The sequence below is a fragment of the Saccharopolyspora endophytica genome (assembly GCF_018070075.1).
GTDB classification, from domain to species: domain Bacteria; phylum Actinomycetota; class Actinomycetes; order Mycobacteriales; family Pseudonocardiaceae; genus Saccharopolyspora; species Saccharopolyspora endophytica.
Genome location: NZ_JAGPXE010000004.1, coordinates 422,579 through 438,824, shown reverse-complemented (window position 1 = coordinate 438,824; position 16,246 = coordinate 422,579). Strand labels below are relative to the sequence as shown.

16 protein-coding genes and 1 riboswitch are annotated in these 16,246 nt (G+C 70.2%); of the genes, 15 read left to right on the top strand and 1 reads right to left on the bottom strand.

Annotated elements, in window-relative coordinates; genetic code table 11:
- Positions 1-22: 22 nt before the first annotated feature.
- The 3 genes from KBO27_RS12640 (at position 23) to KBO27_RS12630 (ending at position 2,424) form a co-directional block, all read left to right on the top strand.
- Entirely contained in the window at positions 23-871 is an 849-nt protein-coding gene (locus tag KBO27_RS12640; protein ID WP_307870377.1) for an RNA-guided endonuclease InsQ/TnpB family protein, read from the top strand.
- A gap of 98 nt (positions 872-969) precedes the next feature.
- Positions 970-1,242: an ABC transporter permease family protein gene (locus tag KBO27_RS12635; RefSeq protein ID WP_307870376.1), complete on the top strand. Its 273-nt coding sequence runs from the start codon at positions 970-972 to the stop codon at positions 1,240-1,242.
- Between the two features lie 219 nt (positions 1,243-1,461).
- Positions 1,462-2,424: a helix-turn-helix transcriptional regulator gene (locus KBO27_RS12630; RefSeq protein ID WP_307870375.1), complete on the top strand. Its 963-nt coding sequence runs from the start codon at positions 1,462-1,464 to the stop codon at positions 2,422-2,424.
- Here KBO27_RS12630 and KBO27_RS12625 read toward each other — a convergent pair.
- Positions 2,415-3,332: an SDR family oxidoreductase gene (locus KBO27_RS12625; RefSeq protein ID WP_210970165.1), complete on the bottom strand. Its 918-nt coding sequence runs from the start codon at positions 3,330-3,332 to the stop codon at positions 2,415-2,417. The genes KBO27_RS12630 and KBO27_RS12625 overlap by 10 nt on opposite strands.
- 489 nt (positions 3,333-3,821) lie before the next feature.
- Here KBO27_RS12625 and ftsZ point away from each other — a divergent pair, with 489 nt between their 5' ends.
- The 12 genes from ftsZ to KBO27_RS12565 all read left to right on the top strand — a co-directional run bounded on the left by ftsZ (position 3,822) and on the right by KBO27_RS12565 (position 16,228).
- Positions 3,822-5,273 (top strand): cell division protein FtsZ, encoded by a 1,452-nt coding sequence (ftsZ, locus tag KBO27_RS12620; RefSeq protein WP_210970164.1) that lies wholly within the window; start codon positions 3,822-3,824, stop codon positions 5,271-5,273.
- 73 nt (positions 5,274-5,346) lie between these two features.
- Positions 5,347-6,060, top strand: a complete 714-nt coding sequence (pgeF, locus tag KBO27_RS12615) for a peptidoglycan editing factor PgeF (RefSeq protein ID WP_210970163.1) — start codon at positions 5,347-5,349, stop codon at positions 6,058-6,060.
- A complete protein-coding gene (locus KBO27_RS12610; protein ID WP_210970162.1) occupies positions 6,057-6,791 on the top strand; it encodes a YggS family pyridoxal phosphate-dependent enzyme in 735 nt (244 codons plus the stop codon). The genes pgeF and KBO27_RS12610 overlap by 4 nt, the downstream gene beginning before the upstream one ends.
- A gap of 71 nt (positions 6,792-6,862) precedes the next feature.
- A complete protein-coding gene (locus KBO27_RS12605; protein ID WP_210970161.1) occupies positions 6,863-7,519 on the top strand; it encodes a cell division protein SepF in 657 nt (218 codons plus the stop codon).
- 20 nt (positions 7,520-7,539) lie between these two features.
- On the top strand, positions 7,540-7,827 hold the full coding sequence (locus KBO27_RS12600) for a YggT family protein (protein WP_093413156.1): 288 nt from the start codon (positions 7,540-7,542) through the stop codon (positions 7,825-7,827).
- A 51-nt stretch (positions 7,828-7,878) separates the two neighbouring features.
- Positions 7,879-8,721, top strand: a complete 843-nt coding sequence (wag31, locus tag KBO27_RS12595; protein ID WP_132675130.1) for a DivIVA-like cell division protein Wag31 — start codon at positions 7,879-7,881, stop codon at positions 8,719-8,721.
- 96 nt (positions 8,722-8,817) lie between these two features.
- Positions 8,818-9,234, top strand: coding sequence for a hypothetical protein (locus KBO27_RS12590; protein WP_210970160.1), 417 nt, complete (start codon positions 8,818-8,820; stop codon positions 9,232-9,234).
- A 256-nt stretch (positions 9,235-9,490) separates the two neighbouring features.
- Positions 9,491-12,643: an isoleucine--tRNA ligase gene (ileS, locus tag KBO27_RS12585; protein WP_210970159.1), complete on the top strand. Its 3,153-nt coding sequence runs from the start codon at positions 9,491-9,493 to the stop codon at positions 12,641-12,643.
- Positions 12,644-12,756: 113 nt separating this feature from the next.
- Positions 12,757-12,872: riboswitch (SAM riboswitch) on the top strand.
- 34 nt (positions 12,873-12,906) lie between these two features.
- Positions 12,907-14,229 (top strand): aminotransferase class V-fold PLP-dependent enzyme, encoded by a 1,323-nt coding sequence (locus tag KBO27_RS12580; protein WP_210970158.1) that lies wholly within the window; start codon positions 12,907-12,909, stop codon positions 14,227-14,229.
- A 136-nt stretch (positions 14,230-14,365) separates the two neighbouring features.
- Positions 14,366-14,974: a signal peptidase II gene (gene lspA, locus KBO27_RS12575; RefSeq protein WP_372448840.1), complete on the top strand. Its 609-nt coding sequence runs from the start codon at positions 14,366-14,368 to the stop codon at positions 14,972-14,974.
- A gap of 41 nt (positions 14,975-15,015) precedes the next feature.
- Positions 15,016-15,900 carry an RluA family pseudouridine synthase gene (locus tag KBO27_RS12570; RefSeq protein WP_210970351.1) on the top strand — a complete coding sequence of 295 codons (885 nt, stop codon included), beginning with the start codon at positions 15,016-15,018 and terminating at the stop codon, positions 15,898-15,900.
- A 43-nt stretch (positions 15,901-15,943) separates the two neighbouring features.
- Entirely contained in the window at positions 15,944-16,228 is a 285-nt protein-coding gene (locus KBO27_RS12565) for a hypothetical protein (RefSeq protein WP_132675120.1), read from the top strand.
- The last annotated feature ends 18 nt before the right edge of the window (positions 16,229-16,246 follow it).

Genomic DNA, 16,246 nt, shown 5'->3' with positions numbered 1-16,246 from the left:
AACGCAAGGGCGAAGCGTCGCCGTGCCGAGGTTCAAGAGTCGGCGTGATCGATGTCAGTCGGTCCGGTTCACCGCCAGTACGAAGTTCTCGATCACAACTGGTGCGAAACGTCGGTTGTCGAAGATTGGCTATGTGCCGGTGAAATTGTCCCGGCCACTGCCGTCCGTCCCCTCGAGCGTAACCGTGATCAAGGACGCGAGTGGACGGTACTTCGCTTCGTTCGTCGTTGACGTCGAGACCGAACCGATTTCGGGTGAGGCGCCAGAAATCGGCGTTGACCTGGGGCTGCGGCATTTCGCTGTGCTGTCCGACGGCACCAAGATCGAAGCGCCGAGGCTTCTGCGCAGGGCGGAGGAGAAGCTCAAGCGCGCTCAGAGGAGCGTGACGCGCAAGGAGGCGGGATCGGCGAACCGGGAGAAGGCCCGGATCAAGTTGGCCCGCGCGCATGTTCGCGTCGCTGACGCACGCCGTGACTTCCACCACCAGCTCTCCACGCAGCTGATCCGCGAGAACCAAGCGATCGCGGTGGAGGACCTGTCCGTGTCGGGGCTTGCGCGTACGCGTTTGGCGAAGTCGGTGCTCGACGCTGGGTGGTCGTCGTTCGTAGCCATGGTGGAGTACAAAGCGGCGGTCCACGGGCGGAGGTTCTTTCGAATCGGCCGTTTCGAGCCTACGTCCCAGACGTGCTCGAAATGCGAGAGCAAGGACGGCCCCAAGCCGCTGCACGTGCGTACCTGGCAGTGCAAGACGTGCGGGCTATGGCTGGACCGCGATGTCAACGCCGCTGTCAACGTTGCACAGGCCGCCGGGCTGGCGGTGACAGCCTGTGGAGCGCAAGTAAGCCCACCTCAGGGCGGCGAAGCGCATTGAAGCAGGAACCCACCGAGGTGACCTGGCTACGCGAGCTCCAAGTAGCCAGGCGCGGTAGGAAGCATCGGTCATGAGGCCGGTGTGGATGTCAATGGCACGTGGTGCTGCCGCTGAGCAGGCCCATGCTGGCCGCGCTGGCGGTGCTGTTCTTCCTGGCCAACTGGAACTCCTTCCTGTGGCCGCTGGCGGTGGCCCAGGACGAGTCGCTGCGCGTGGTCCAGGTCGGCATCGCCTCGCTGCAGGGCCAGTACGCCTCGAAGATGCACTACGTCATCGCCGCGGGAGCGCTCGCCGCCCTGCCCACGGTCCTGGTCTTCCTCTTCGGCCAACGCTGGCTGGTCCAATCCCTCAAAACCACAGGCCTCCGCTGACCCCGACCCACCACCACCCGGAACACCGCCGCAACCGGCTACCGGATTACGGCCGTATTCGGGGACCGGATTACGGCCGTAATCGGGGGCCTGATTACGGCCGTAATCGGGGGCCTGATTACGGCAGTAATCCGGGTTGACGAGGTGGCGTCGTGATCGGGGTGGGGGTGTGTGGTCGTGCTGCCTCGGGTTGTCGGGGGTGGGTCGTACGGTGGGGACGTGCGGGCGGCTCGGTTGGTGTCGTTGTTGTGCTTGTTGCAGGTCCGGGGGTCGATGAACGGGCCTGAGCTGGCGCGCGAGCTGGAGGTCTCCGAGCGGACCGTGGCGCGCGACGTGCTGGCGCTGGCCGAGGCCGGGGTGCCGGTCTACGCCGAGCGCGGGCGCGGCGGCGGGTACCGGTTGCTCGGCGGTTACCGGTCGAAGCTCAACGGCCTGCACCGCGAGGAGGCCGAGGCGCTGTTCCTGTCCGGGGTGCCCGGGGCCGCGATCGACATGGGACTGGGCGAGGCGGTCGAGGCCGCCCGCCTGAAGGCCGCCGCAGCGCTGGCGCCGCCGTTCCAGGACGCGCCGCAGCGGGTCGGGCAGCGGTTCCACCTCGACGCTCCCCGCTGGTTCCGCGAAGCCGAAACACCCGCACTGCTGGCCGAAATCGGCCGCGCGGTGTGGCGGGACCTGCGCATCACCGCCGACTACCAGCGGGGTGAACGCCTCGTCCGGCGCGAGCTCGAACCGCACGGCCTCGTCCTCAAAGCCGGTGTCTGGTACCTGGCCGCGCGCTGCGACGGGCGGTTCCGGACCTACCGGGTCGACCGGTTCCGCGGGGTCGGCGAGGGGGAGGAGTTCGTCCGCGACGAGACCTTCGACCTAGCCGCGTTCTGGGACCGCACCGCCGAGGAGTTCTCCCGCTCGCTGCTCACCCTCGACGTCGAGATCCGGCTCAGCCCCACCGGACTCCGCAGGTTGCGCGGCATGGTCGACGGCCCGGCCGCCGCCGAAGCCGAGGACGCCGCCGGAGAACCCGACGAGCGCGGCTGGGTCCGCACCACCTTCCGGGCCGAATCGCTGCAGGTCGCGTTCGCCCAGATCCTCGCGCTGGGACCGGAAGCCGAGGTCCTGGCACCGGAACCGCTGCGCCAGGACCTCGCGAGCGCCGCCGAGCGCTTCGCCGAGCTCTACCGGTAGTCGGCGGGGTCGCCCTCGCCGCCGACCCACTCGACCTCCAGCGCGAACCGCCAGCAGTCCGGCTGCGACCCGTCGGTGTCGGTGAACCCGTACTCCTTGGCCAGGAAACCGCTGGACAACGACTGGGTGTTCCACCGCGCCACGTCCGGATCGCCGGCCAGCGCCACCACCGCGCGGCCCACGTAGGCGGGGGACTCGGCGATGGCGAAACCCGGTGGGGCGATCGTGGACTCGCGCCAGTTCTCCTCGGTCACGTCGTAGTGCTCCAGCATCATCTCCGAGCGCAACCAGCCGGGCGTCAGCGAGACCGCGGTGCCGCCCAGCGGCGCCAGCTCCTCGCCCTGCGCGCGTGCCAGCCGGTGCAACGCCGTCTTGGCGACGTCGAAGAACGCGCCGCACTCGTTGCGGTAGAACCGCTCGTTCACCTCGGCCGTGCCGTCGGTGAGCTCCACGACCAGTCCGCCCGCGCGCCTGCTCAGCAGGCCGAGCGCGAAGTGGCTGGTGATCATGTGGGCCTCGATGCCGGTGCGCAGCCGTTGCAGGCCCTTGGTCAGGTCCTGCTCCCAGATCGGCTTGTTCCAGTCCATCAGGTGCTCGCCGCCGAGGTCGTTGACCAGGACGTCGAGCCGCCCCTGCTCGGACTCCACGCGGCGCACCAGGTCCCGGACCTCGTCCGGGACGGTGTGGTCGACCCGGACGGCGATGCCCGTCCCGCCGGCGCGCGTGACCCTCTCGGCGGTGTCCTCAATGGTCTCCGGGCGGTCGTAGTCCGAGCGCTGGGTGCGTGTCGTGCGCCCGGTGCAGTACACCGTCGCGCCCGCCGCGCCGAGCTCCACCGCGATCCCGCGTCCGGCTCCCCGCGTCGCACCGGCGACCAACACGACCCTGTCTCGCAGATCCGCTGCCATGGCTTCCTTCCTGACGTCTCGTTGCCCGCGAGCGGAGACGGTCGCAGCCAATCCAGACACCTGCAGTCCGGATTCCCCGGCGCTGTCCGCTGCGAAGAAGCCCGTTGTGGAATCGCGACTGCCTCAACCGGGTGAGCGGATGGCCAGGTACGGTGTTCGTTGTGGTGATCACGTTCGCGGACGCGGTCATCGCAAGGGGAGGAACGAGAAACTGGGCTCGCTGCGGCAACGGGCGGACCCGCTGAGCAACACGGATGACGTCGGGCGGAACGACGAGGTGCACAGCACAGAACTGCTGCTGCCGAAACCGGCGTGGCTGCTGGACGCAGGGGTGCGATCGCGCCTACGGTCCGGACCGGGCACGGGGTCGGATGCACGTCGAATCCCGCGCCGACGACCAGGGGGAGCCGCATCGGCGGCACCGGCTCAGCGGCCGTCCCGGCGGTCGATGCAGAGAGCACACCAGCCACGATCAGGAAGGCGGATCCGATGACGCCCCCGCACAACTATCTCGCGGTGATCAAAGTCGTCGGCATCGGTGGCGGCGGCGTCAACGCCGTGAACCGCATGATCGAGGTCGGGCTCAAAGGTGTTGAGTTCATCGCGGTGAACACCGACGCGCAGGCCCTGCTGATGTCCGATGCCGACGTCAAGCTCGACATCGGGCGCGAGCTCACTCGCGGTCTCGGTGCCGGTGCGGCGCCGGAGGTCGGTCACAAGGCCGCCGAGGATCACGCCGAGGAGATCGAAGAGGTCCTCAAGGGCGCCGACATGGTGTTCGTGACCGCCGGTGAAGGCGGTGGCACCGGAACCGGTGGCGCCCCGGTGGTCGCCAACATCGCGCGCAAGCTCGGTGCGCTGACCATCGGTGTGGTCACCCGGCCGTTCTCCTTCGAGGGCAAGCGCCGCGCGTCCCAGGCCGAACAGGGCATCAAGGAGCTGCGCGACTGCTGCGACACCCTGATCGTCATCCCGAACGACCGGCTGCTGCAGCTCGGCGACATCGGCGTGAGCCTGATGGACGCCTTCCGCTCGGCCGACGAGGTCCTGCTCTCCGGTGTCCAGGGCATCACCGACCTGATCACCACGCCGGGCCTGATCAACCTCGACTTCGCCGACGTCAAGAGCGTCATGTCCGGAGCGGGCAGCGCCTTGATGGGCATCGGCTCGGCGAGGGGTGATGGCAGAGCCGTCGAAGCCGCGCAGAAGGCGATCAACTCGCCGCTGCTGGAGGCGTCGATGGAAGGCGCCCACGGAGTGCTGCTGGCCATAGCGGGCGGTTCGGATCTCGGCCTGTTCGAGATCAACGAGTCGGCGTCGCTGGTCCAGGAGTCCGCGCACCCCGAGGCCAACATCATCTTCGGTACGGTCATCGACGACTCGCTCGGCGACGAGGTCCGGGTCACGGTGATCGCCGCCGGGTTCGACTCCGGCACGCCGACGCACAAGAAGCTCGAGCCGACGCGCGTCGGCGGTCGCAGCGAGGAGGCCGAGGCGCCCGCGCCGAAGGCCGAGAAGCCCGCTGCCCCGGAGAGCACCGAGACCCAGCAGGCCGCCCCGGCCCAGCCGAGCGCTCCGGCGCCCGCGCAGCCGGCGCCGGCTCAGCCGGTCCAGCAGTCGGCGCCCGCACCGGCTCCGGCGGCTCCGCAGACCGAGCAGCAACCCCCGGCGGCTCCGCAGCAGCCGACCACGCCGCAGCAGACCGGTTTCCAGCAGCAGAGCCCGCAGCCGAGCCAGCCGCAGAGCCCGCAGCCGCGGTCCTACGGCAGCGACGGTTCGGCCACCGGGCAGCAGGGCGTGTCGGTGCCCGGTCGCCCCAGCAGCGGTTACCCGACGCACTCCACCGGCGCCTCGCGCCCCGGTGGGCTGCCGAACCGCGCCGTGCCGGTGGGTGACGACACCGACGACGACGTCGACATTCCGCCGTTCATGCGGCGCTGACGCATGAGCGAGAATCGACACCGGGGACCGCGGGTTCCCGGTGTCGATTTTTCTTTTTCAGGAGGCTGGGCAAGTGCGGATTCGGCGCGTGACCACCACGCGGGAGGGCGGTAGCTCCAAGGCTCCGTTCGACTCCTTCAACCTCGGCGGCAGGGTCGGCGACGCGCCGGAGGCGCTCGCGGCCAACACGCGCAAGCTGGCGGAGGGGATCGGCCTGCCCGAGGACCACCTCGTGTGGATGGAGCAGATCCACGGCCGCACCGCGACCGTCGTGGACGGCCCGCAGCCGGCGGCGGTGGAGGCCTCCGACGCGCTCGTGACGGCTCAGCCGGGGCTCGCGCTGGTCGCCCTGACCGCCGACTGCGTTCCGGTGTTGCTGGGCGACCCGGAGGCCGGGGTGATCTCCGCGGTGCACGCCGGGCGCGTGGGCGCGCGCGTGGGAGTCCTTCCGGCGGCGCTGAAGTCGATGCGCGAGGCCGGTGCGCAGCTCGACCGGGTGGAGGCCCTGATCGGGCCCGCGGCCTGCGGTGCCTGCTACGAGGTGCCGCCGGAGATGCAGGCCGATGTGGAGGAACACCTTCCGGGCAGCGCCTGCAAGACCCGCAAGGGCACCACCGGGCTCGACCTGCGGGCCGGGTTGTTCGAGCAGCTCGCGCAGGTCGGCATCGCCAAGATCGGCGTCGACCCGCGCTGCACCGTGGAGACCCGGGAGCTGTTCAGCCACCGCCGCGACAACGGCAAGACCGGGCGCTTCGCCTCGGTGATCTGGATGGACGAGCAGTCGTGACGCCCGAAGAGCGTCGTGCGGAGCTGGCCGAGTCGCTGGCGGAGGTCCGGGAGCGCTTGGCGAAGGCGTGCCACGCCGCCGGCCGGTCCCCGGAGGGCGTCGAGCTGCTCGCTGTGACCAAGACCTTCCCCGCGTCCGATGTGGCTCTTCTCTCCGATCTCGGGCTGTCGTCCTTCGCCGAGAACCGGGAGCAGGAGGCGCGCGGCAAGGTCTCGGAGTTCGCCGAGCTCCGGCCGCAGGCCGCGCGGCGCTGGCACATGGTCGGTCAGTTGCAGCGGAACAAGGCTCGCGCGGTGGCCCGCTGGGCGGACGTCGTCGAGTCGGTAGACAGCGAACGGCTCGCCGAAGCGCTTTCCCGCGCCACCACCAACGCCCTCGAAACCGGCGAGCGGGAGCGCCCTTTGGACGTGTTGGTGCAGGTCAGCCTGGACGGAACCACCGGCAGGGGCGGCTGCGCGCCGGAGGACGTTCCCCGACTCGCCGACATGATCACGCGAACGAGCGATCTTCGGTTGCGGGGAGTGATGGCAGTCGCTCCGCTCGGCGGCGATGCGAATGTGTCGTTCGACACACTTTTGTCGATCTCCGAGCGTTTGCGCGTTGATCACCCGGAAGCTGTGGATGTGTCGGCGGGGATGTCCGGTGACCTGGAAAGTGCCGTTGCCCACGGCTCGACCAGGGTGCGTGTCGGAACCGCGCTGCTCGGCGGGCGGCGGTTAACCTCGCCGTAGCCGTCAAAAGGGGGTCGAAGGCCGGCCACCTCGTGCTCGGTGTCAGGGAGCCGCAGAGGAAGGGCATGCCGATGAGCGCTCTGCACAAGTTGAAGGCCTACTTCGGCATGGTCCCGGCCGACGAGGTGGACGAGTACGAGGACGAGATCGCCTACCGCGAGCGGTACGACGATGATCGTCCTGCGTACGACTCCCGTCCGACCTACAGCGACCGGGCCGCGTACGACGAAGACCGGGGAGTGCCCCGGCGCAGGTCGGCGGGCACCCGCGGCGGTTTTCAAGCCGACGCGGAGACCGAGTCCTACGCCGAGGAGTTCCGCGAGCCGCCGCGACCGCGGCGGCAGTGGGCGTCCGAGACGCCGTCGCGCAGCACTCTGCCCAACGATCAGCCGCGAAGTGACAGCGTTTCGCGTCTGCGGGCGGTGACCGACACTGGTACTCAGTTCAACTTGAGTAAGATCACAACTCTGCATCCGCGCAGCTACAGCGAAGCGCGGACCATCGGCGAGCAGTACCGAGACGGCACGCCGGTGATCATGAACCTGACCGAGATGGAGGAGGCCGACGCGAAGCGTCTGGTCGACTTCGCCGCAGGTCTGGCGTTCGCGATGCGGGGTTCGATCGAGAAGGTCACCAACCGGGTGTTCTTGCTCTCACCGCCGAACGTCGACGTCGCGGCGGAGGACAAGCGACGGCTAGCAGAGGGGGCCTTTTTCAACTACGGGTGAGTGGTGGCACAGTTGAAGGCGTGAACCCGGTGCAGATCGTCCTGTTCTACGTTCTGTTCTTCTTCTGGCTCCTGCTCACGGCGCGTATCGTGGTGGAACTCGTGCGAGTGTTCGCCCGCGATTGGCGACCCGTTGGGGGGGTTGCAATCGCGTTGGAGAGCATCTACACAGTGACCGACCCACCCGTAAAGTTGGTGCGTCGGGTGATTCCGACGGTCCGGATCGGCGGCGTCGGACTGGACCTATCGATTATGGTGCTGCTGCTGGTCGTGTTCATACTGATGCGACTGGTGCAACCGGCCGGGTGACGGGGAACCCGACCGACCCGCAGCTGCCGAAGGAGTGCGTGAGGTGATCTTGTGGGCCTGACCCCCGCCGACGTGCATAACGTCGCGTTCAGCAAACCTCCGATCGGCAAGCGGGGCTACAACGAGGACGAGGTGGATGCATTCCTCGACCTGGTTGAAGCCGAGCTTGCCCGGCTGGTTGAGGAGAACAACGACCTGCGTGGCCAGGTGGAGCAGCTGGAGTCCCAGCTGCAGTCGGCCCAGGTCGACCTGGACGACGCCCGTAGCCAGGCTGCGTCCGCTGCTGCCTCGACCCCAGCCGCCCCACCGGAGGAACCGCGCCGGCTCACCCCGGTCCCGGCGCCGACCGCTGCCGAGCAGACCTCTCCGGGCGGTGATCACCACGTGCAGGCCGCCAAGGTTCTGGGCCTCGCGCAGGAGATGGCCGACCGGCTGACCGGTGAGGCCAAGGCCGAGGCCGACGGCATGTTGTCCGAGGCCCGGACGAAGTCGGAGCAGCTGCTGTCGGAGGCTCGTTCGAAGTCCGACAGCATGGTCAACGAATCTCGGACCCGAGCCGAGACGATGCTCAACGACGCCCGAACCAGGGCGGAAACGCTTGAGCGGCAGGCGCGCGACAAGGCCGCCAGCCTGGAACGCGATGCGCAGCGCAAGCACGCTGAGGTGATGGGCAACATCACCAACGAGAAGAACGCCCTCGAGAAGAAGATCGAGACTCTCCGCACGTTCGAGCGCGAGTACCGCACTCGACTGCAGACCTACCTGGAGTCTCAGCTTCGCGAACTGCAGGACCGAGGCTCTGCCGCGCCAGCGGAGAGCAGCAGCAGCGGAAGCCGTTCGGGACAGCAGGCCACCAGCTACAGCTTCGGGGCCAGGGCGGCCGAAGCGGGCTGATTCCCCGTTCAAGACTTGGCGCACCGGCGGTGATGGGTCATGGCCCGTCACCGCCGGTGTCTGTCGAGAGGGGAACGGCGAGAGACGGGAAAGCTAGTGCTGCTGGTCGTTCTGCTGCTGGTCCTGGTGGCCGCCGCGACGTTGGTGGCGGCCGTGCTCGGCGGAGGCCCCGGCCTCGCGTGGGTCTCGGTCCTGGCCAGCGCCCTCGGGGCGGCGCTGCTGATCGCAGACCGGACCAGGGCCCGTCGGGGGAGCAAGAAGACCGCCCCGGCCCGGCCTCTGGGTGCGGAGCCGGGCGAGGAGCGCAGCAACGCGGCCGAGGCGGCCGATCCGGACGCCGAGGTCGTGGTGGTCGACGAACGTCCGCGCTACCACGTGCGGACCTGCGAGTGGCTCGGTGACGCGGAGACGCTGTCGCTGGAGCTCGGCGAGGCGCGGGAGCTCGGCTTCACGCCGTGCGCCCGGTGCGCGCCCAACGCGACGATCGCGGCGGAGTCCGGCCGGAGCCGGTGAAAACCACTGGCGAGATCCCGGTACTCTGTGAAGACCAGGCGTTGATCCGGCCATCACCGGGGAGCCTCCGGAAGAACGGGCACCCGCGGGCGCCTCAGTAGAACCGGACGGGTCCGGCCCGTCACAGCCGGCAATCGAGTGGCCGTCGGCGTTCGCGCCGCCGGCAAGCGGGGTGGTACCGCGGTGCCCGGCGAGTCCGGGACGTCGTCCCCGTCCTCCAGGGCGGCAACGACACATTGCGAGGAGCAGCTCCGCGATGGCATACCCCAAGGTTTCCTTCGGCGCGTCCGATGAGCGCGGCGTGGCGGCCCAGCCCGCGTTCCCGGCGATCGAACGCCAGGTGCTGGACTTCTGGGCCGACGACAAGACCTTCCGCGCCTCCATCGACGCGCGCGAGGCGGGCCACAACGGCTCCAACGAGTACGTCTTCTACGACGGGCCGCCGTTCGCCAATGGCCTGCCGCACTACGGCCACCTGCTCACCGGCTACGTCAAGGACGCGGTTCCGCGCTACCAGACGATGCGCGGCAAGCGGGTCGAGCGCCGGTTCGGCTGGGACACCCACGGCCTGCCCGCCGAGGTCGAGGCCGAGAAGCAGCTCGGCATCACCTCGAAGGCCGAGATCGACAACATGGGCATCGCCGCGTTCAACGAGGCGTGCAAGACCTCCGTGCTGCGCTACACCGCGGACTGGGAGGACTACGTCACCCGCCAGGCGCGCTGGGTGGACTTCGAGAACGACTACAAGACGCTCGACCTGGACTACATGGAAAGCGTCATGTGGGCGTTCAAGACCCTGTGGGACAAGGGTCTGGTCTACGAGGGGTACCGGGTCCTCTGGTACTGCTGGCGCTGCGAGACGCCGCTGTCCAACACCGAGACCCGCATGGACGACGGCTACCGGCCGCGCCAGGACCCGGCGGTGACGGTGGGCCTGCGCCTGACCGCGCCCGGGGAGGACCTCGACGGCGCGCTGGCGCTGGTGTGGACGACGACGCCGTGGACCCTGCCGTCCAACCTGGCCGCCGCCGTGCACCCCGACGTGGACTACGCGCTGGTCGCGCCCGCCGAGAGCACCGAGCGCTACCTGCTCGCCGAAGCCCGGCTGCCCGCCTACGCCCGCGAGCTCGGCGAGGACATCGCCGACCGCGTGGTGGCCCGGTACAAGGGCTCGGACCTGCTGGGCACTCGCTACGAGCCACCGTTCGACTTCTTCGCCGGCCGGGAGAACGCCCACCAGGTGCTGGCCGCCGACTACGTCACCACCGACGACGGCACCGGGATCGTGCACATCGCACCGGCTTTCGGTGAGGACGACAAGCTCGTCACCGACGCCGCCGACATCGTGCCGGTCGTGCCGGTCGACGCGCACGGCAAGTTCACCGCCGAGGTGCCGCCGTACGAGGGCATGCAGGTCTTCGAGGCCAACAAGCACATCGCCCGCGACCTCAAGGACCGCGGTCTGCTGCTGCGCCACGAGACCTACGACCACCAGTACCCGCACTGCTGGCGCTGCGACAACGCGCTGATCCAGCGGGCGGTGTCGTCCTGGTTCGTGGCCGTGAGCCAGTTCAAGGACCGGATGGTCGAGCTCAACAAGCACATCAACTGGGTTCCCTCGCACATCCGGGACGGCCAGTTCGGCAAGTGGCTGGAGAACGCCCGCGACTGGAACATCTCGCGGAACCGGTACTGGGGTTCGCCGATCCCGGTGTGGGTCTCCGACGACCCCGAGCACCCGCGCACCGACGTCTACGGTTCGCTGGACGAGCTCGAGCGCGACTTCGGGGTGCGGCCGACGAACCTGCACCGCCCGGAGATCGACGAGCTGACCCGGCCCAACCCGGACGACCCGACCGGCAAGTCGACGATGCGCCGGGTGCCGGAGGTGCTGGACTGCTGGTTCGAGTCGGGCTCGATGCCGTTCGCGCAGGTCCACTACCCGATGGAGAACGCGGAGTGGTTCGAGCACCACTTCCCGGGTGACTTCATCGTCGAGTACCACGGCCAGACCCGCGGCTGGTTCTACACGCTGCACGTGCTGGCCACGGCGCTGTTCGACCGGCCTGCGTTCAGCAACGTGGTGGCGCACGGCATCGTGCTGGGCCACGACGGGCTGAAGATGTCGAAGTCCAAGAAGAACTACCCGGACGTCAACGAGGTCTTCGACCGCGACGGTTCCGACGCGATGCGCTGGTTCCTGATGTCGAGCCCGATCCTGCGCGGCGGCGACCTGGTCGTCACCGAGCGGGGCATCCGGGACGCGGTGCGCCAGGCGGTGCTGCCGCTGTGGAACTCCTGGTACTTCCTCGCGCTCTACGCCAACGCCGAGGGCGTCAGCGGGGAGTTCCGCACCGACAGCGAGCACGTGCTCGACCGCTACGTGCTGGCCAAGACCCACGAGCTGGTCGGCGACGTGCAGTGCTCGATGGACTCGCTGGACCTGGCGACCGCGACCGCGAACGTGCGGGAGTTCCTGGAGGTGCTGACCAACTGGTACGTGCGCCGCTCCCGGGACCGGTTCTGGGCGGGCGACAAGGACGCGATCGACACGCTGCACACCGTGCTGGAGGTGACCTGCCGGGTGGTGGCTCCGCTGCTGCCGCTGACCGCCGAGGCGGTGTGGCGCGGGCTCACCGGCGGCCGCTCGGTGCACCTGACCGACTGGCCGCTCGTGGACGAGCTGCCCGCGGACGCCGCGCTGGTGTCGGCGATGGACCAGGTGCGGCAGGTGTGCTCCTCGGCGCTGGCGTTGCGCAAGTCCAACAAGCTGCGGGTCCGGCTGCCGCTGGCCTCGCTGGTGGTGGCCACGCCGGAGGCCGAGGCGCTGCGCCCGTTCGCCGACCTGATCAGCGACGAGGTCAACGTCAAGGGCCTGGAGCTGAGCACCGACGTGGCCGCGCACGGTCACTTCGAGATCGCGGTCAACGCCCGCGCGGCCGGGCCGCGGTTGGGCAAGGACGTGCAGACCGTGATCAAGGCCGTCAAGGCCGGTGATTGGCAGCACCGCGGGTCCACTGTGGTCGCCGCCGGCATCGAGCTGCAGGAGGGCGAGTTCACCGAGCGGCTGGTCTCGACCGACTCCGGCGCCGCTGCGGCGCTGCCGGGCGGTGACGGGCTGGTCGTGCTGGACACCGACGTCACGCCGGAGCTGGCGGCCGAGGGCTTGGCCCGCGACGTGGTCCGGGTGATCCAGAACGCCCGCAAGGACGCCGGTTTCGAGGTCTCGGACCGCATCACGGTCGTCGTCGAGGCCCCGGCCGAGGTGGTCGAGGCGGTCGAAGCGCACCGCGAGTTCATCGCGGGTGAGACCCTCGCCGACGCGGTCGACCCAGGCGACGCGGCCGACGCCGCCACCGGCACGGTCGGCGACGGCGTGGAGGTCAAGGTCGCGGTCTCCCGCGTCTGATCCCGCTTTCGCGCGTCGAGGCCCCGGGAGTTCCGCTCCCGGGGCCTCGTTCTGCCCACGGAGTGAGACGGCGTTGTCGCGGAGCGGGGCGAGGCGCTAGCCTTCGCCGCGAAGGTCATGAGTGCCAGCGTCAAGCCCCGGCTCGCTGGCCGGCAACCCTCCTACCGCGGTGGGGTGCCCCGGGTGAAGACCTGGCCGGTCGCGCAGTGCGGCTCGGCAAGCGCGGGCCCGCCGAGGGCCCTCGAGGCCCCGGGAGGGTCGCGATGTCTTCCGCCGTCATCGATGTTCCGAGCCAGTCCGTCGCCGTTCCGGGCGTGGTCGGATCCGGACTGCGGGTTCCCCTGATCACCGGCGGAACCGCCAACTACGCCAACCTCGACCACGCTGCCAGCGCCCCCTGCCTGTCGGCCGTGCGCGACGCCGTGGACGAGCTGCTGCCGTACTACGCCAGCGTGCACCGGGGCGCCGGGTTCGCCTCGCAGGTGTGCACCCGGGTCTACGAGGGCGCGCGCCAGGTGCTGCTGGACTTCACCGGAGCCCGCCAGGGCGACGAGGTCGTGTTCACCCGCAACACCACCGACGCCCTGAACCTGCTGGCCTCGGCCGTCCCGCGCGGCACCTCGGTCGTCGTGTTCGACACCGTGCACCACGCCGCGCTGCTGCCCTGGCGCAACGTCCGCCGCATCCCCGCTCCGGAGACGCCCGCCGACGCGGTCGCCGCCCTGGACGCGGCGCTGGCCGAGTGCCCGGAGGGGCCGCGGCTGGCCGTGCTGACCGGGGCCTGCAACGTCACCGGCGAGCTGTGGCCGGTCGCCGAGCTCGCCCGCGTAGCCCGCCGCAGGGGAGCCCGGACCGTGCTGGACGCCGCGCAGCTCGCGCCGCACCGCCCGATCCGCCTCGCCGAGCTCGACGTCGACTACGCCGCCCTGTCCGGCCACAAGCTCTACGCCCCCTTCGGCGCCGGGGCCCTGATCGGCCGCGCCGACTGGCTCAACGCCGCGAACCCCTACCTCGCCGGGGGTGGCGCGACCCGCGCGGTCAACGAGCGCGCCGTCAGCTGGACCACCGGTCCCGAGCGGCACGAGGCCGGCTCGCCCAACACCGTCGGAGTGCACGCCCTGGCCACCGCCTGCCGCACCTTCGCCACCCGCTGGGAGGGCGTCGTCGAGCACGAGTCCTCGCTGCTGGGCCGCCTGCGCGCGGGCCTGGTCGAGATCCCCGGGCTGCGCGAGCTGAGCCTGTTCGGCACCGGGCACGACCGGGTCGGCGTCGTCAGCTTCACCATCGACGGGCAGGACCCGGGGCTGATCGCCGCCGCGCTGTCGGCCGAGCACGCCATCGGCGTCCGCGACGGCCTGTTCTGCGCCCACCTGGGCACCCAGAACCTGCTGGCCCGAGCGGGTGCGGACGCCGAGCGGGCGCTGCGCGTCAGCATCGGTCTCGGCACCGCGGTCGAGCACGTCGACCGCCTCGTCGCGGCCCTGAAGTCCCTGGTCACCGAGGGCCCGGCGGCGACCTACCGCCAGGTGGACGGCCGCTGGGAGCCCGTCGACGACCAGCGCCCGCTACCGCCGTTCCTGCCCTGAACGAGGGACAGAAGTCGAATTTCGCGCGAAATTCGAAGGCGAAGTTTCGGAGTCGAATTTCGCGCGAAATTCGACTGGGTCCGGGTGCGGCGGTCCTGGTGCGCCGGTGTTCACGCGGGTCGGGGACAATGGCGGCGTGAGCACCGAGCACCCACCTCCTGAGCAGGCGTCCTCCTCGTCGGAGTCCGCCGGGACCACCCCGCCCGCGGACGCACCGAAGGGCGCGTCCCGGAAGCTGCTGGCGCTGCTGTTCGGAGTGGCGTCGGTCGGGCTGGCCCTGGACGTGGTGACCAAGATCGCCGTGGTCGCCAACCTGGAGGGCAACCCGCCGGTGAAGGTGCTCGGCGGCCTGTTCTACCTCGACGTGCTGCGCAACCCCGGTGCCGCGTTCTCGATGGCCACCGGCCTGACCTGGCTGCTCGCGCTGCTCGCCATCGCCGTGGTCGGCGTGATCGTGTGGCTGGCGCCGAAGCTGCGCTCGCCGGGCTGGGCCGTGGGCCTGGGCCTGGTGCTCGGCGGTGCCTGCGGCAACCTCGGCGACCGGCTGTTCCGGGCGCCCGGCCCGCTGCAGGGCCACGTGGTGGACTTCCTGTCCTTCCTGGCGCCCGGTGGCCAGGTGTTCCCGGTGTTCAACGTCGCCGACAGCTGCATCACCTGCGGCGGCATCCTCGTGGTGCTGCTGTCGCTGCTGGGCCGCGACTTCGACGGGACGATCCACCGCAAGCAGAAGGCCGACAAGTCGTGAGCGAACTCCGGAACCTCCCCGTGCCGGAGGGCTTGGAAGGCATGCGGATCGACGCGGGCCTGTCCAAGCTGCTCGGCCTGTCCCGCAGCGCCGTGGCCGGACTCGCCGAGGCCGGTGACGTGCTGGTCGACGGCAGCCCGGCGGGCAAGTCGGACCGGCTGATGGCCGGCTCCTGGCTGGAGATCACCCTGCCGGCCGCCGAGCAGCCGCTGCAGGTGGTGGCCGTGCCGGTCGAGGGCATGAAGATCCTGCACCAGGACGACGACATCGTCGTGATCGACAAGCCGATCGGCGTCGCCGTGCACCCCAGCCCCGGCTGGGAGGGCCCGACCGTCGTCGGCGGCCTGGCCGCGGCGGGCGTGCAGATCGCCACCTCGGGCGCCGCCGAGCGCCAGGGCGTCGTGCACCGCCTCGACGCGGGCACGACCGGCGTGATGGTGGTCGCCAAGAGCGAGCACGCCTACACGGTGCTCAAGCGCGCGTTCAAGGAGCGCACCGTCGAGAAGCGCTACCACGCGGTCGTGCAGGGCCTGCCCGATCCGAGCCGGGGCACCATCGACGCCCCGATCGACCGGCACCCCCGGCACGACTACAAGTTCGCGGTGGTCACCGGCGGCAAGCCGAGCATCACCCACTACCAGACGGTGGAGGCGTTCCGCGCCGCCTCGCTGATCGACGTCAAGCTGGAAACCGGCCGCACCCACCAGATCCGGGTGCACTTCTCGGCGATCAAGCACCCCTGCGTCGGCGACCTCACCTACGGCGCCGACCCGGTGCTGGCCCGGCGGCTGGCCATCACCCGGCAGTGGCTGCACGCCCGGAGCCTGGCCTTCGAGCACCCCTCGGGCGGCTGGGTCCAGTTCGAGAGCGAGTACCCGGACGACTTGCAGAACGCACTGGACGAGTTGCGCGATCAGGACGGCTAGACCGGGTACCGTGGTGATCGGATCGCGCGACGAAGGGGGTCCGATGGCTCAGGAATTTCAGGGATCGGACACGCCGACCCCGCCACGCGGCATGCCGGTGATCGACCCGCAAGCCGATCTGGACACCCCGCCGGAGGGGCTGAACAGCCTCGGCGAGGTGATCAGCGCGCAGGACGTCGGCCCGGCCACGCCCTCGGTCATCGGCGAGCCCGAGCCCGACCTCCCCAAGAACGACGCCGGAGACTGGCCGACGCTGCAGTACCGCAGCAAGCAGCGTCCCGAGAAGTCCAGGCGCAACCCGCTGGACTTCTTCCGCCGCGACTCCTGAGATCCGCTCCCTCGGCGG

Bases quoted from the DNA above. Each gene is read 5' to 3' on its own strand.
- KBO27_RS12570 (WP_210970351.1), top strand. From the start codon at position 15,016: ATGCGGATCGACGCGGGCCTGTCCAAGCTGCTCGGCCTGTCCCGCAGC.
- ileS (WP_210970159.1), top strand. From the start codon at position 9,491: ATGGCATACCCCAAGGTTTCCTTCGGCGCGTCCGATGAGCGCGGCGTG.
- KBO27_RS12565 (WP_132675120.1), top strand. From the start codon at position 15,944: ATGGCTCAGGAATTTCAGGGATCGGACACGCCGACCCCGCCACGCGGC.
- KBO27_RS12625 (WP_210970165.1), bottom strand. From the start codon at position 3,332: ATGGCAGCGGATCTGCGAGACAGGGTCGTGTTGGTCGCCGGTGCGACG.
- KBO27_RS12580 (WP_210970158.1), top strand. From the start codon at position 12,907: ATGTCTTCCGCCGTCATCGATGTTCCGAGCCAGTCCGTCGCCGTTCCG.
- ftsZ (WP_210970164.1), top strand. From the start codon at position 3,822: ATGACGCCCCCGCACAACTATCTCGCGGTGATCAAAGTCGTCGGCATC.
- KBO27_RS12605 (WP_210970161.1), top strand. From the start codon at position 6,863: ATGAGCGCTCTGCACAAGTTGAAGGCCTACTTCGGCATGGTCCCGGCC.